This window comes from Pseudomonas sp. NPDC087612, assembly GCF_044743505.1.
Lineage (GTDB): Bacteria > Pseudomonadota > Gammaproteobacteria > Pseudomonadales > Pseudomonadaceae > Aquipseudomonas.
Genome location: NZ_JBIUWO010000016.1, coordinates 1 through 15,401, shown reverse-complemented (window position 1 = coordinate 15,401; position 15,401 = coordinate 1). Strand labels below are relative to the sequence as shown.

The 15,401-nt window shown below is 63.2% G+C and carries 14 protein-coding genes; 9 read left to right on the top strand and 5 right to left on the bottom strand.

Features of this window, described 5'->3' with window-relative positions; all coding sequences use genetic code 11:
* Positions 1–6: 6 nt before the first annotated feature.
* From ACIOVF_RS26240 to ACIOVF_RS26205, 8 genes are all read left to right on the top strand, one after another.
* Positions 7–804 carry a carbon-nitrogen hydrolase family protein gene (locus tag ACIOVF_RS26240; protein WP_401293668.1) on the top strand — a complete coding sequence of 266 codons (798 nt, stop codon included), beginning with the start codon at positions 7–9 and terminating at the stop codon, positions 802–804.
* Positions 805–842: 38 nt separating this feature from the next.
* Positions 843–3,179, top strand: a complete 2,337-nt coding sequence (gene pqqF, locus ACIOVF_RS26235) for a pyrroloquinoline quinone biosynthesis protein PqqF (RefSeq protein WP_401293665.1) — start codon at positions 843–845, stop codon at positions 3,177–3,179.
* Between the two features lie 167 nt (positions 3,180–3,346).
* Positions 3,347–3,418, top strand: a complete 72-nt coding sequence (pqqA, locus tag ACIOVF_RS26230) for a pyrroloquinoline quinone precursor peptide PqqA (protein WP_008365141.1) — start codon at positions 3,347–3,349, stop codon at positions 3,416–3,418.
* Between the two features lie 67 nt (positions 3,419–3,485).
* On the top strand, positions 3,486–4,397 hold the full coding sequence (gene pqqB, locus ACIOVF_RS26225) for a pyrroloquinoline quinone biosynthesis protein PqqB (protein ID WP_045199237.1): 912 nt from the start codon (positions 3,486–3,488) through the stop codon (positions 4,395–4,397).
* An 8-nt stretch (positions 4,398–4,405) separates the two neighbouring features.
* A complete protein-coding gene (gene pqqC / locus ACIOVF_RS26220) occupies positions 4,406–5,161 on the top strand; it encodes a pyrroloquinoline-quinone synthase PqqC (RefSeq protein WP_045199236.1) in 756 nt (251 codons plus the stop codon).
* Entirely contained in the window at positions 5,158–5,433 is a 276-nt protein-coding gene (gene pqqD / locus ACIOVF_RS26215; RefSeq protein WP_045199234.1) for a pyrroloquinoline quinone biosynthesis peptide chaperone PqqD, read from the top strand. Before pqqC ends, pqqD begins: the two co-directional genes overlap by 4 nt.
* Complete coding sequence (pqqE, locus tag ACIOVF_RS26210) at positions 5,405–6,565, top strand: pyrroloquinoline quinone biosynthesis protein PqqE (protein WP_045199232.1); 1,161 nt, start codon at positions 5,405–5,407, stop codon at positions 6,563–6,565. The genes pqqD and pqqE overlap by 29 nt, the downstream gene beginning before the upstream one ends.
* Positions 6,531–8,369, top strand: coding sequence for a S9 family peptidase (locus ACIOVF_RS26205; protein WP_401293660.1), 1,839 nt, complete (start codon positions 6,531–6,533; stop codon positions 8,367–8,369). The genes pqqE and ACIOVF_RS26205 overlap by 35 nt, the downstream gene beginning before the upstream one ends.
* 36 nt (positions 8,370–8,405) lie before the next feature.
* Here the strand turns inward: ACIOVF_RS26205 and ACIOVF_RS26200 are convergent, their stop codons facing one another.
* The 3 genes from ACIOVF_RS26200 to ACIOVF_RS26190 all read right to left on the bottom strand — a co-directional run bounded on the left by ACIOVF_RS26200 (position 8,406) and on the right by ACIOVF_RS26190 (position 10,704).
* A complete protein-coding gene (locus tag ACIOVF_RS26200) occupies positions 8,406–8,564 on the bottom strand; it encodes a YqaE/Pmp3 family membrane protein (RefSeq protein ID WP_003177654.1) in 159 nt (52 codons plus the stop codon).
* 164 nt (positions 8,565–8,728) lie between these two features.
* On the bottom strand, positions 8,729–10,009 hold the full coding sequence (locus ACIOVF_RS26195) for an aspartate aminotransferase family protein (RefSeq protein ID WP_045199225.1): 1,281 nt from the start codon (positions 10,007–10,009) through the stop codon (positions 8,729–8,731).
* Positions 10,006–10,704 (bottom strand): MOSC domain-containing protein, encoded by a 699-nt coding sequence (locus ACIOVF_RS26190; protein WP_045199223.1) that lies wholly within the window; start codon positions 10,702–10,704, stop codon positions 10,006–10,008. Before ACIOVF_RS26190 ends, ACIOVF_RS26195 begins: the two co-directional genes overlap by 4 nt.
* Positions 10,705–10,806: 102 nt before the next feature.
* Between ACIOVF_RS26190 and ACIOVF_RS26185 the strand changes: the two genes are divergently transcribed.
* Positions 10,807–11,730 carry a LysR family transcriptional regulator gene (locus ACIOVF_RS26185; RefSeq protein ID WP_045199221.1) on the top strand — a complete coding sequence of 308 codons (924 nt, stop codon included), beginning with the start codon at positions 10,807–10,809 and terminating at the stop codon, positions 11,728–11,730.
* A gap of 229 nt (positions 11,731–11,959) precedes the next feature.
* Here the strand turns inward: ACIOVF_RS26185 and ACIOVF_RS26180 are convergent, their stop codons facing one another.
* On the bottom strand, positions 11,960–13,738 hold the full coding sequence (locus ACIOVF_RS26180) for an acyl-CoA dehydrogenase C-terminal domain-containing protein (RefSeq protein ID WP_045199219.1): 1,779 nt from the start codon (positions 13,736–13,738) through the stop codon (positions 11,960–11,962).
* A gap of 121 nt (positions 13,739–13,859) precedes the next feature.
* Positions 13,860–15,143, bottom strand: a complete 1,284-nt coding sequence (locus ACIOVF_RS26175) for a diguanylate cyclase (protein ID WP_045199217.1) — start codon at positions 15,141–15,143, stop codon at positions 13,860–13,862.
* Positions 15,144–15,401: the final 258 nt, after the last annotated feature.

Here is a 15,401-nt window from a genome sequence, read left to right as displayed (position 1 = left end):
ATCGCCATGCGCATCGCCCTGTTCCAAGGCGAACCGCAACCGCTGGACCTGTCCGGCAACCTCGAGCGCCTGCACCAGCAGGCGCAACTGGCCGCTGCCCGCGGCGCCGAACTGCTGGTATGCCCGGAGATGTTCCTGAGCGGCTACAACATCGGCAGCGAAGCCGTTGCGCGCCTGGCCGAAGCCGAAGACGGCCCCTCGGCCATGGCCGTGGTGGAGATCGCCCAGAGCAACCGCATCGCCATTGCCTACGGCTACCCGGAACTGGCCGAGGACGGGCAGATCTTCAACAGCGTGCAGTTGATCGACGCCCACGGCAGCAGCCTGTGCAACTACCGCAAGACCCACCTGTTCGGTGGCCTCGACCGGGCGATGTTCAGCCCGGGGCCCGATCACTTTCCGGTGGTCGAGCTCAACGGCTGGCGCCTGGGCTTTTTGATCTGCTACGACATCGAGTTCCCGGAAAACGCCCGGCGCCTGGCCCTGGCCGGTGCCGAGCTGATCCTGGTGCCGACGGCGAACATGGTGCCCTTCGACTTCATTGCCCAGGTCACCGTGCGCGCCCGCGCCTACGAGAACCAGTGCTACCTGGCGTACGCCAACTACTGCGGCAGCGAAAGCGAAATCCACTACTGCGGGCAGAGCAGCATCGTTGGCCCGGATGGCAGCATCCTGGCCATGGCCGGTCGTGACAGCGCGCTGCTGAGCGCCGACCTCGACCTGCAGCGAGTGCAGCAAGGGCGGGCCAACAACCCTTACCTGCACGACCTGCGCCCCGAGCTCTACAGCACGGCGCGGCAATAATCCGCTAGCATGACGGTTCGCCTGTACCCGGAGTCGTCATGCCCAGCGCCCTGCACAACCTGACCCTCGCCAATGGCCTGCAGGTCACCCTGCGCCATGCACCACAGCTAAAACGCTGTGCGGCGGCTGTGCGGGTAGCGGCCGGCAGCCATGACGCGCCACCGGCGTGGCCGGGGCTGGCACACTTTCTCGAGCATCTGTTCTTCCTCGGCAATCAACGCTTCGCCCTGGACGACGGCCTGATGCGCTATGTGCAGCACCACGGCGGGCAGGTCAACGCCAGCACCCGTGAACGCAGCACCGAGTTCTTTTTCGAAGTACCGCCCGCGGCTTTTGCCGGGGGGCTTGAGCGACTGTGCCAGATGCTCGCACAGCCGCAGTTCGACCTTGAGCGGCAAGTGCGCGAACGGGAAGTGATCCATGCCGAGTTCATTGCCTGGTCGCGCAATCCACAAGCGCAGCACCAGTTTGCCTTGCTTCAGGCTGCGGGCAGCGAACATCCGCTGAGCGCGTTCCAAGCTGGCAACCGCTACAGCCTGCAGGTTCAAAATCCGGCGTTCCAGGCGGCGTTGCGCGGCTTTCACCAGCGCTTCTACCAGGCCGGGCAAATCACCTTGAGCCTGAGCGGGCCACAAAGCCTCGACGAACTGCAGGCGTTGGCGAATCGCTTCGGCCAGGTGTTCAGTCGCGGGGCAAAAGTGCAGCAATCGCTACCACCGAGCTTCTATAGCCGGGCTGCGCTGTTGATGCACAACGAACGGCAACTGGATGTGCTGTACCCGTGCGAGCAACTCCCCACAGGTTTTGAGCAGGCAGTCGATTTTCTCGCTACCTGGCTGAGCGACACCCGGCCCGGCGGCTTGCCGGCGACCTTGCGCGCGCGGGGCTGGCTGGCGCACTTCGCGTTTTCCTCGCTGTACAGCTTTGCCGGCCAGACGCTGCTGCATGCGGGCTTCAAGCTCAACGACACGGCTGATGCCACGCAGGTCCAGGCGCTGTTGACTGACTGGCTGGCGTTTTTCCGCACGGCGGACCTGAGCAGCATCAACCACGAATACGCCCGCTTGCAGCATTGTCGCGAACTTGCCGCCAGCGCGCTGGAGCTGGCACGCCGGGACAGCACCGGGCAACGCTTCGAAGCGCTGGACGCGCAAGGCTTGGCTGCGCTTGAGCAATTGCTCGAAACAATGCTCGCCGGCCAGGTAAAACCGCCTAGCCATGCCTGGCAGTTACCCACTGTAAATCCGTTGCTGAACGTGAAGGAGCAGACCCTCTCAGTAACCACCGCGCCCGAAGGCCTGACTGCCTCTCCCCTGCTACCGCCGTCGCGCGAGCATGGTGTGGTCTACCTGCGCTGGCAGCTCACCTCAGCCTTGCGTGGGCGCCTGTGGCAGGTACTTGATCGGGCGCTGCAGGCCCTGAGTGAACAGGCTGCGCAGGCTGGGGTGCAAGTGCAATTGAGCGCCTGCGACAAATACTGGCAGTTGCGCTGCGCCGGCAATGGCACCGTGGTGGGCGCAGTGATTGAACAGACATTGGCCATCCTGCGGCAGCCGACCAGCCAGAGCTGGACAACTGGCGCTGCCGAGCAGCCCGATACCATGCCGATCCGCGCTCTGCTCAGGCAGTTGCCGGAGCAACTACTAGGCCGCCGCGTCGACGAGCCCTTGCCAGCCTGCATAATCAGCCAGAGCGATCTGGATGCGTTGTGGGAGCATTCAACCTGGACTGGACTTTCGACCGGCTTCAGTGCCAGCCAGCAATCGGCGCTGAACCAGGCCCTAAGCGCAATGCCAGGGTGCGATGGCAGGCATCTGCCGACCACAATCGAACCTGTGCGGCGCTGGCAAACGCTACCGCCAGCGGCCAGTGAACAGGCCTTGCTGCTGTTCTGCCCGATCGAGGACCAAGCCGCAGGCCGGCTGTTTGCCCAGCAGCTACAAGGGCCTTTCTATCAGCGCCTGCGGGTCGAACTGAACCTGGGCTACGCGGTATTCAGCGCCTTCCGACAGATCGAGGGCTGCAACGGCCTGTTGCTTGGCGTGCAGTCGCCATCGGCCAGCCATACCGAGATCATCGGGCACATCCAGGCATTGCTCGATAACCTGCCCGCCACACTGAGCGGCAACCCTGCAGATAAACAGGCCCTCGCCGCCCAGTTCGACGAAGCGGCGATGACCAACAACGAGGTGGCCGAATGGGCCTGGCAGGCGCATCTGGCCGGCCATCGCCAGCCGCAGTTGAGCGATCTGCAAGCGGCGATCCTGGCGGTCGAAACGTCGCAACTGCAGCACCTGGCCCGCCAGGTAAGCCAGGCCGAACACGGCTGGCTGTGCCTGGCCAACGGCCCGGCGCCCAGCGAAAACTGGCACTGATGCAGGCGATTCTTACCGTCCCGGTAACGGCGTTTATCTTAGATTTAACCATTCGGTCCGTATTTTTTTAGTAAGATAGCGCAATCTTGGCTATGGAACCCCTCACCTGGAGGGTGGACTAAATAAGTAGCTGACAACCCCCAGACCTATCCGGAAGGAGTAATCCCATGTGGACCAAACCTGCTTACACTGACCTGCGTATCGGCTTTGAAGTGACCATGTATTTCGCAAGCCGCTGAACCTGCTTGCGGTACAACGCCTCGGCCCGCCGGGGCGTTTTTATTTCAGGACGCGGCAGGAGTGGCCATGTACATCCAGATTCTAGGTTCCGCCGCCGGTGGCGGTTTTCCCCAGTGGAACTGCAACTGCGCCAACTGCAAAGGCTTTCGCGACGGCAGCCTGCGCGCCACGGCGCGCACCCAGTCATCGATTGCCCTGTCTGACGACGGCATCCACTGGGTGCTGTGCAACGCCTCGCCGGACATCCGCGCACAGCTGCAAAGCTTTGCCCCGATGCAGCCGGCCCGCGCCCTGCGCGACACCGGCATCAATGCCATCGTCCTGCTCGACAGCCAGATCGACCACACCACCGGCCTGCTCAGCCTGCGCGAAGGCTGCCCGCACCAGGTCTGGTGCACCGACATGGTCCATCAGGACCTGAGCACTGGTTTCCCGCTGTTCACCATGCTCAGCCACTGGAACGGTGGCCTGCAGTGGCAGCGCATCGAGCTCGAAGGCAGCTTCGTCATCGATGCCTGTCCGAACCTGCGCTTCACCCCCTTCCCGCTGCGTAGCGCCGCACCGCCCTACTCTCCGCACCGCTTCGACCCACACCCGGGTGACAACCTCGGGCTGATGGTCGAAGACCTGCGCACCGGCGGCAAGCTGTTCTACGCCCCGGGCCTGGGCCAGGTCGACGGCAAATTGTTGCAGATGATGAGCGACGCCGACTGCCTGCTGGTCGACGGCACCCTCTGGGAGGATGATGAAATGCAGCGCCGCGGTGTCGGTACCCGCACCGGCCGCGAGATGGGCCACCTGGCGCAAAACGGCCCGGGCGGCATGCTCGAGGTGCTGGAAGGCTTCCCGCGCCAGCGCAAGGTGCTTATCCACATCAACAACACCAACCCGATTCTTGATGAGGACTCGGCCGAACGCGCCGAATGCGTACGCCGCGGCGTCGAAGTGGCCTTCGACGGCATGAGCATCACCCTCTAGGAGCCGACATGAGCGACGCCAAACCGCTGTCCCCCGCCGAATTCGAACAGGCCCTGCGCGCCAAGGGTGCCTATTACCACATTCATCACCCCTACCATGTGGCGATGTATGAAGGCCGCGCGAGCCGCGAGCAGATCCAGGGCTGGGTGGCCAACCGTTTCTATTACCAGGTCAACATCCCGATGAAAGACGCCGCGATCCTGGCCAACTGCCCGGACCGCGAAATCCGCCGCGAGTGGATTCAGCGCCTGCTCGACCATGACGGCGCCCCTGGCGAAGACGGCGGCATCGAAGCCTGGCTGCGCCTGGGCCAGGCGGTCGGCCTCGATCCGCAGCAGCTGCGCTCCCAGGAACTGGTGCTGCCTGGCGTGCGTTTTGCCGTGGATGCCTACGTCAACTTCGCCCGCCGCGCCAGCTGGCAAGAGGCCGCCAGCAGCTCGCTGACCGAGCTGTTCGCCCCGCAGATCCATCAGTCGCGGCTCGACAGCTGGCCGCAGCACTACCCGTGGATCGACCCGGCCGGCTACGAGTACTTCCGCACCCGCCTGGGCCAGGCCCGGCGTGACGTCGAGCATGGGCTGGCGATTACCCTGCAGCACTACACTACAGTTGAAGGCCAGCAGCGCATGCTGGAGATCCTGCAGTTCAAGCTGGACATCCTCTGGAGCATGCTCGATGCCATGAGCATGGCTTACGAACTGAACCGCCCGCCCTATCACAGTGTCACCAGCGAAAGGGTCTGGCACAAAGGAATCGCCCTATGAGTTTTAATCGCGCGCAAGTTCCGGCCTGGCGCCCGGGCTATCGCTTCCAGTACGAGCCGGCGCAAAAGGGCCATGTGCTGTTGTACCCGGAAGGAATGATCAAGCTCAACGACAGCGCTGCGCTGATCGGCGGGCTGATCGACGGCCAGCGTGACGTCGCCGCGATCATCGCCGAGCTGGACAAGCAGTTCCCTGGCGTACCTGAACTTGGTGACGACATCGAGCAGTTCATGGAGGTGGCCCGTGCCGAACACTGGATCAGCCTTGCCTGAATTGCCGGCAAAACCTGACGTCGGCCTGCCGCTGTGGCTGCTCGCCGAGCTGACCTACCGTTGCCCGCTGCAGTGCCCGTACTGCTCCAACCCCCTGGACTTCGCCGCCCAGGGCCAGGAGCTGAGCACCGCGCAGTGGTTCAAGGTGATGGCCGAAGCGCGGGAAATGGGCGCCGCGCAACTGGGTTTTTCCGGCGGTGAGCCGCTGGTGCGCCAGGACCTTGCCGAACTGATCGGCGAGGGCCGGCGCCTGGGTTACTACACCAACCTTATCACCTCCGGCATCGGCCTCACCGAGCAGAAGATCGCCGCCTTCAAAGAGGCCGGGCTGGACCATATCCAGATCAGCTTCCAGGCCAGCGACGAGCAGGTGAACAACCTGCTGGCCGGCTCGAAGAAGGCCTTCGCGCAAAAGCTGGAAATGGCCCGCGCGGTAAAAGCCCATGGCTACCCGATGGTGCTGAACTTCGTCACCCATCGGCACAATATCGACAAGATCGACCGCATCATCGAGCTGTGCGTGGCCCTGGAAGCCGACTTCGTTGAACTGGCCACTTGTCAGTTCTATGGCTGGGCGCACCTGAACCGCGTCGGCCTGCTGCCAACCCGCGCCCAGCTAGAACGCGCCGAGCGCATCACCAACGAGTACCGGGCCAAACTGCAGGCCGCCGGTAACCCGTGCAAGCTGATCTTCGTCACCCCGGACTATTACGAAGAGCGCCCCAAGGCCTGCATGAACGGCTGGGGCAGCGTGTTCCTCACCGTCACCCCGGACGGCACCGCCCTGCCCTGCCATGGCGCCCGGCAGTTACCGGTGCAGTTTCCCAATGTGCGCGAGCACAGCATGCAGCACATCTGGTACGACTCGTTCGGCTTCAACCGCTTCCGTGGTTATGACTGGATGCCCGAACCGTGCCGCTCCTGCGACGAAAAAGAGAAAGACTTCGGTGGCTGCCGCTGCCAGGCCTTCATGCTGACCGGCGATGCCAGCAATGCCGACCCGGTTTGCGCCAAGTCGGCTGAACACGGCATCATCCTCAAGGCGCGTGAAGACGCCGAGCATGCCCACCAGACCATCGATGAGCTGACCTTCCGTAATGAGCGAAACTCCCGTGTCATTGTCCGCGGCTGAGCGTTTCAGCGCCGAACAGGCGGTCGCCGCCGGTACCGATTTTGCCGAGCTTCGGGTTGCCACCCAGGGCCTGTTCTGGAATGAGTTTCGCCCCAGCGACGGCGCCTGCCGGATCTGGCACTGGCGCGATGGCCAGGCCCGCTGCCTGACGCCCAATGGCTTCAGCGTGCGCAGCCGGGTGTATGAGTACGGTGGCGGCAGCTTCTGCCTGAGCGACGATGGCCTGGTGTTTGTCAACGAGGCCGACCAACAGCTCTACTCCCAGAACCTCGACGGCGGATCGCCGCAACCTCTGACTGAGGGCGTCAAACGTTACGGCGATCTGCGCTGGGCCAATGGCCAGGTGCTGGCAGTGGAAGAAAGCCATGGACCCGGAGCGGTCGAGCATCGCCTGGTGGCCATTGCCAAGGGCAGCCGTGAAGTACTGGCCGAAGGCGCCGACTTCTACGCCGCGCCCACCCTCAGCGCCAATGGCTCGCGCCTGGCCTGGATAGAATGGAGCCGCCCCGAGCAACCATGGACCGCAACCCGCTTGCTCTGTTGCCAGCGCCAGGCCGATGGCCGCTGGAGCACACCGCGCTGTATCGCCGGTGAACAAGGCCCGCAACAGTCCCTGCAGCAACCGCATTTTGATGCCGGCGGCCGCTTGTATTGCCTGTCCGACCGCAACGGTTATTGGCAGCCCTGGGGCGAAACCACCGTAGGCTGGAGCGCATTGCCGGCCGCCGCTGCCGACCATGCCGGTGCGCCTTGGCAACTGGGCGCCAGCACCTGGCTGGCGCTGGATCAGCAACGCTACCTGGCCAGCTGGTTCGACAACGGCTTCAGCCGCTTAGGCATCTGTCATTCCGATGGTTCGGTAGAAGACTACAGCGCGAACTACAACCGCTTCCGCTGTCTCGACCTCGACGAGCAGCACATCTATGCCATTGCCGCATCGGCCATCAGCCCACCTGCGGTTATCGCCATCAACCGCCAGAATCATCAGGTGCAGGTGTTGGCAGGCGGTGCCTTGCCGCTGCCGGCCGAACGCATCAGCCGCCCGCAGGCCCTGCGCTACCCCAGTGGCGATGGTTTCGCTCATGGTTTCTTCTACCCGGCCATGAACGGTGAGGCGCAGCCGCCACTGCTGGTGTTCATCCATGGCGGGCCGACCTCGGCCTGCTACCCGGTGCTCGACCCGCGCATCCAGTACTGGGCCCAGCGCGGTTTTGCCGTGGCCGACCTCAATTACCGAGGCAGCAGCAGCTATGGCCGCGACTATCGCCAGGCCCTGCACCTGCGCTGGGGCGAGATTGACGTCGAAGATGCCTGCGCCGTGGTCAGGCACCTGGCCGAACGCAAGCTGATCGACCCGCAGCGCGCGTTCATCCGTGGCGGCAGCGCTGGCGGCTACACCACCCTCTGTGCCCTGGCGTTCCATGATGTATTCCGCGCCGGTGCCAGCCTCTACGGCGTCAGCGACCCGCAGGCGCTGGCCCGTGCCACGCACAAATTCGAAGGCGATTACCTGGACTGGCTGATCGGCGACCCGGTAGTCGACGCCGAACGTTACCAGCAGCGCACGCCGTTGCTGCACGCCGCCAACATCAAGGTGCCGGTGATCTTCTTCCAGGGTGAGCTGGATGCCGTGGTGGTGCCGGAACAGACCCGTTCGATGCTGGATGCATTGAAAGCCAACGGCATTCGCGCCGAAGGGCATTTCTACCCATCGGAGCGTCACGGTTTTCGTACCGCGAGCAACCTGGCGCATGCGCTGGAAGAGGAATGGAAGTTCTATCGGCGGGTGCTGGAGGGCAGTTAGATCGCTATCGCGACCCGACTTGACCCGCGATTGGCCTCACCGCTTGGCGATGATATACACCGCATGCACGATGCCCGGAATGTACCCCAGCAACGTCAGCAGGATGTTCAGCCAGAAGGCGCCGCCGAAGCCGACCTGCAGGAACACACCCAGCGGCGGCAGGAGAATGGCGATGATGATGCGAATAAAATCCATTGGGCAGCTCCCTTCAAAGATGTACTAGAACTGACTCTAGCGCGGCACCAGGGTTCCACTCGTTGGCAGCAGACAAAAAAACGCCCCAAGCCAAAAACAACAGGCCCGGGGCGATGCGCAGGAACGCGAGACGGTTCGGAAAATTCGTTAACGCGATGTATTGATCAGGCCGTGGCCTCGCGTCGCTGGTTCTGCTGCGCGGCATGCACGCGGGCAAAGGCCCGGGCCAGGCGCAACAGCATTTCGTCGATGTTGCCCTTGCTCACCGTCAGTGCCGGCGAAAAGCGCAACACGTCGGCTTGCGGGGCATTGAGCAGCAGGCCTTCGTGCAAGGCAGCCTGGACCAGCTCACCCGCATTGTCTTCGCTCAGTTGCAGCGCCCAGAGCAGCCCCTGGCCACGCACCTCGACCTGGCCATAGCGGCCGGCCAACCGGCTCAGGCCATCGCGCAGGTGCCGCCCGGAATCTTGCACATGCTCGAAGAAGCCCACCTCCAGCACGGTCTGCAATACCGCCAGGCCTGCCGCAGTCATCAGTGCATTGCCATGGTGACTGCCTTCCAGCTCGCCGGGCGCGGCGCAGCAGGCGCTGCCACGGGCCAGCAGGGCCGCCAAGGGCACGCCGCCACCCAGGCCCTTGCCGAGGGTGAGAATATCGGCACGCACGCCGTACAGCTGTTCGGCGAGCATCGCCCCGCAGCGGCCGACGCCGGTCTGCACTTCATCGAGAATCAGCAGGATGCCCAGCTCGCGGCACAGCCGCTCGACGCCCTGCAGGTACGCCTGGGTCGCCGGAATCACCCCGGCTTCGCCCTGGATCGGTTCGAGCATGATCGCCACGGTGCGCGAGTCGACCGCCGCGTGCAGCGCTTCAAGGTCGTTGAACGGCACCTTGCTGAAGCCCGGCAACCCCGGCTCGCAGCGATTGCACGGCGACGGGTCGGAAGCCGACAACGCGCCCAGGCTGCGGCCATGGCAGCTCTGGCTGGCGGTGATGATGTGGAAGGCGCCGTTGCGATGCAGCTGGCCCCATTTGCGCGCCAGCTTGATCGCCCCTTCACAGGCTTCGGCGCCGCTGTTGAGCAGATAGGCCTGATCGCTACCAGTGCTTTCGCACAGTTGGTTGACCAGATTCAACAGGCCGCGGTTATGAAAACCGGCACCCGGATTGATCAGCGCCTGGGCCTGGCTGCCCAAGGCTTTGACCAGCACGCTGGGGCTGTGGCCGAGGCTGTTGACTGCACAGCCCTGGGTGAAGTCCAGATACGCATGGCCTTCGCTGTCCCACAACCACGAGCCCTGGCCGCGGACGAACACCTGGGGAGCACGCGCTACCGCTGGCATCAGGTATTCACGCGACTGGGCGTCTACAGGTTGATTAACGGCAGGAGCGATCTTGCGCTCGGCCACGACCGGAGCCGGGCGGCGCAGGTTGAACAGGTTCATGCGCGCAGCCCCTCAAGCGGCAGGCCAAGCAAACGCGCGGTCCAGTCTTCGACCTGACCGGTGCGCATGCGTTTGATGGCGATATCGCGCCAGCGAGACGAGAGGGCCGGACAATCCACCAGCTTTTTCAAACCTGCATGCTCCAGAGGTTCACGGTAAAAAGTGCGTAGCGCCCAGGCCACGGTCAGGCCCGGATAACTGCGTTGAATCAGTTCAAAAGGCTCGTCGGCGCTGACGAAACCAGGCCTGAGCACCCGGTAGAACCAGCCACAGCGGCCACTGTCCTGGGCCTGTTGCGGCAGGTTCGGCAAACCCCAGCGATGGCTCAGGCGATAGCACGGTGAACGCGGCTGGCTGATCTGCAGCAGCGCCCCGCCCCAGCGGAACATGTCGCCCAGGCAGACCTGATGTTCATCCAGGCCGTGGGTCGAGAGGTTTTCGCCAAAACCCGGGGCGCGCCAGTCGATCTGTGGATAACGTTGCCGCCACCAGGCGTAATGCTCGGCCGGGTAGTGGTGCAAGGCCCGTTCGGGGCCGGTATGAAAGCGTGGGTCGCCGTGTTCGTCGTTACCCAACCCTTGCGGCCATAACCACAAGCGTCTTGCAACCTCCTGCTTATCGATATCAGTCAACAAGCCATGCCCGAGGTTTTTTGCCTTGCCTATGTAAACGCCATCCACATACACGGTATTCATCGCGCCTTCTGGCCCTGTAAACCTTGTGAATACGGGATAGACTAGGCTTCTTGGCGGCTAACGGCCATTTGGTTTTTCGAGCATTTTTGATAAGTATTACTTATGGATTTTCGCCAACTGCGTTATTTCGTCGCGGTGTATGAAGAGGGCCACGTCGGCCGGGCCGCCGAGCGCTTGTCGCTGTCGCAACCGGCGCTGTCACAGCAGATCCGCCAGCTTGAACAGAACCTCGATGTCAGCCTGTTCGAGCGCGGCAACAAGCGCCTGCTGCCGACCCTGGCCGCGCACACCCTGTACAACCACGCCCTGCCCTTGCTCGATGGCCTGCAGCGGGCCCGTGAGGCCCTGCGCAATTTCAAGGGCCAGTCGTTGCGCACCTTGGCCATCGGCGTGCTGCAAACCGTGCGGCCAAGCCTGGTGCCGCAACTGCTAGACCGGGTGCGCAAGGCGCAGCCGCATCTGGTGGTGCAGATCTATGAGCTCTCGGGGCTGGAGATCGAGCGGCGCCTGCTCAATGGCAGCCTGGACATCGGCATCAGCTACCTGCCGCCGCGCCAGCCCGGCCTGCATGGGCTGTTACTGTACGAAGACGAGCTGCAACTGGTCATCCCCAACACCCACCCCTTGCGCGAATTCAAGAAGGTATCGCTCAAGCAGGCCGCCGAATTGCCGATGCTGCTGCTCGGCGAAGAATTTCAGGTGCGGCAGATCTGGCAGTCGCAACTGGCCAACCTCGGCCGGCGCCCGCAAGTGCAGGCGGAAATGAACAACATGGGCGGGATTCTCGACAGCCTCGCGCACACCTCGCTGGCAACGGTACTGCCCGGGCGCGCCAAGGAAGTGGTCGAAGATGACCAGGACTTGCTGTGGAAGCCATTGAGCGAACCACGGGTGCCGCTGAAGATCGGCCTGGTGTTTCGCGATGCGCAGCGCCAGCAAGCCTCGGTGGAGTTGCTGCGCAACCTGCTGGAAGAAGAAGCCGACCCGCGCCAGATCGGCGTGTCGCCGCTGGATGTACTGGGCTGAGGTCAAATCGCAGGCAAAAGAAAACCCCGCCGAAGCGGGGCTTTGCAGACTGTTTCCCTGACATCCTTTTCGCCCCGCCATCCTGGCAGGAATCCTTCGTGTCCGTGTTCTGTACTTTGCGCTTCCTGCGCTACGTCCATGTGAGAAGATTAACTGTGGATCCAATCTTCCGATAGAGGCGAAAAGTCACCACGTCATGTAAGAGAATGCTTACAAACAACCATTACGCTTAAAACTGCGCCGCATCCAGCAGGTACAGCGACTCGCTACCGGCTTTGACCGAAGCGCTCAGCGAGTGAATCCGCGGCAGCAAACGGGCGAAATAGAAGCGTGCGGTGCCCAGCTTGCTGGCGTAGAAGTCGTCCTCACCCTGTTTGGCCAGGGCGGTACGGGCCATCAATGCCCACATGTAGGCATAAGCGGTATAGCCAAACGCCTGCAGGTATTCAACAGACGCCGCGCCGATTTCATTCGGGTTGCTCTTGGCCCGGTCGAGCACCCAGGCGGTCAGGTCGTCGAGGTTGTCGAGGGCGGCATTCAGCGGTTTGACGAATTCGCCCAGCTCGCTGCCAGCACTGGCGGTGAAGTGGCGGATCTCGTCGGCGAACAACTTGTACAGCGCGCCGCCGCTACCAACCACCTTGCGCCCCATCAGGTCGAGGGCCTGGATGCCGTTGGTGCCTTCGTAGATCTGGGTGATGCGCACATCGCGCACCAGTTGCTCCTGGCCCCACTCACGAATGTAACCGTGGCCACCGAACACTTGCTGGCCATGCACCGCCGACTCCAGGCCGAGGTCGGTGAGAAATGCCTTGGCCACCGGCGTCAGCAAGGCCACCAGGTCTTCACCGCGCTTGCGGGTCTGGGCGTCTTCGCTGAACTTGGCGGTATCGAGCTGCATCGCCACATAGGTGGAGAACGCACGCCCCCCTTCGTTGAGGGCCTTCATGGTCAGCAGCATGCGCCGCACATCAGGGTGGACGATGATCGGGTCGGCGACCTTGTCCTTGGCTTGCGGGCCGGTTGGCGAGCGGCTCTGCAGGCGGTCGCGGGCATATTCGATGGCGTTCTGGTAGGAGCGCTCGGCCGAGGCCAGGCCCTGGATACCAACGCCCAGGCGCTCGTAGTTCATCATGGTGAACATCGCCGCCAGGCCCTTGTTCGGCTCGCCGACCAGGTAACCGACCGCTTCATCGAAGTTCATCACGCAGGTGGCCGAGGCCTGGATGCCCATCTTGTGCTCGATCGAGCCGCAAGTGGCCGGGTTGCGCGCGCCCAGGCTGCCATCGGCATTGACCAGGACCTTCGGTACCAGGAACAGGGAAATGCCCTTCGGCCCGGCAGGGGCGTCCGGCAGCTTGGCCAGCACCAGGTGGATGATGTTCTCGGTGAGGTCGTGCTCGCCACCGGTGATGAAGATCTTCGTGCCGCTGACCTTGTAGCTGCCGTCCGCCTGAGGCTCGGCCTTGGTGCGGATGATGCCCAGGTCGGTGCCGGCGTGCGGCTCGGTCAGGCACATGGAGCCGGCCCAGATACCGGCGTACATGTTCGGCAGGTACTTTTCCTTGAGCTCTTCACTGGCGTGGGCGTTGATCGACAGGCAGGCACCGGCAGTCAACATCGGGTACAGGCCGAACGCCAGGCTGGACGAGTTGACCATCTCCTCGACCTGGGCCGAGATCACCTTGGGCATGCCCATGCCGCCGTAGGCCGGGTCGCCACCGACGCCCACCCAGCCGCCTTCGGCGTAGGTCTGGTAGGCCTCGATGAAACCGGCCGGGGTGCTCACCGCACCGTTGTCCCAGTGGCAGCCTTCTTCATCGGCGCTGCGGCTCAGCGGCGCGATGCTCTTGCTGGTGACCTTGCCGGCTTCTTCGAGCACCGCCAGCGCGGTTTCTTCGTCGACCACTTCGGCCAGGCCCGGCAACTGCGCCCAGAGCCTGGACACCTCGAAGACTTCATTGAGGACGAAGCGCATATCGCGCAGGGGCGCTTTATAGTCAGCCATGGCTACCTCTCACACTAGAGTCGGGGACGGCCCGTAGGCCGCATCACTGTTATGCAAGCAGTGTAACCGAACAACTTTTGTGACACATAGGGTCATCTGGCGACTGTATAGTCTATTTCGGTCACGCCATGCGTACGGCACCACGCTTGGCCTGTACACCGTAGGCGACGACACAGTTACGCCCGGCACCTTTGGCGCTGTACAAGGCCTGGTCGGCGGACTTGAGCACTTCGTCGGGTGAGCGATGATCGGCCAGACGCTCGCTGACGCCGATACTGATGGTCACCGAAACGCTTGAGGCCGCCGACGCACCGCGGCGCTGGCGCCCTTGCTGGTCGTCCTGGGGGCGGCTGTCCTGATTGCGCAATTGGATGTTGTAGTTGGCGATCACCTCGCGCACGGCCTCAAGGTGCGGCATGCACTCCTCGATGCTCTTGCCGGCGAACACCACGGCAAATTCCTCACCGCCATAGCGATAGGCCCGACCACCGCCGGTAACTTTGGACAGCTTGCTGGCCACCAGGCGCAACACCTGGTCACCGACGTCGTGGCCATGGGTGTCGTTGAATTTCTTGAAGTGGTCGACGTCGGTCATCGCCAGCACATAGTTGCGCCCCAGGCGCTGCATGCGTTCGTTGAGCGCGCGGCGGCCGGGCAAGCCGGTCAGCTCATCGCGGAAGGCCATCTGATAAGCCTCGTGGGACACCGCTGCGGCAATCATCAGCATCACCTGGCTGCACATGATGTTCAGGGTGAACGGCAGGATGAAAGTCTTGGGCAGCATCCAGAAGATACCGATCAGGCCGATCAACTGCGCGGCATGCAACGGCCGTGGCTGGCGCAGGTACTGCACCACCAGCAGGATGAAGGCGCAGAAGAACACCGGGTAGGCCAGCTGGATCAGGCTCATCCACTGGCCATGCAGCGATGGCCAGCGGATCTCCGCCAGCCAGCTCAGCAGCGCCTGCGGGAAACTCTGCTCCAGGCCCAGGGCGACGCTGCCCACGGCCAGCAGTACGGCGAAGCGCGCGACCATGTCCTGAAACAGATGGGTACGCTCCTGCCAGGCGCCATACAGAGCAAACATCAGCGGCAACAGCAGGCAAACCAGGTGGAACACCACCGCTGCGTCTTCGCGCACGCGACCGTTGTCGCGGTAGAAGTCGGTCTGGGTGTCGAGGAGAAAGTAGGCGATGTACACCGTGAGCATCAGAAACAGTTCGCGCTGACGACGGTACACGGCGCAATAGGCGCCGCCGAGCAACAGGACCAGAGTAGGCAGGACATTGAACAGTGAGGTGAAAAAGACGCTGAGGTCTCTCACATAAGCGGCCGCGAGCCCCGACACCAGCAAACAGACCGATGGCAGGAAGTGGCTCAGGCGTACAGCGGATAAACGAAACAAGGGTAATCTCCGACCCGGCAGATCAATAATGGCATTGTGCCTTAATGTATCGGCAGCGCACATGAATAGATGAATGCGCTTGGTGGGGATGGCTGGATGGGGTGGGCTGGGTGGGAGCGGGGGTTGCCCCCCCTGCCATTTTGGTGTGAGAAAACGATAGCGGGGCCACCCCCCACCCCCCGGAAGCAAAAAGCAAAAAAAAAAAACAGCCCGGGATGGGGGGCGGTTTTTCATAAACCCATTTAAAAAATAAGAGCT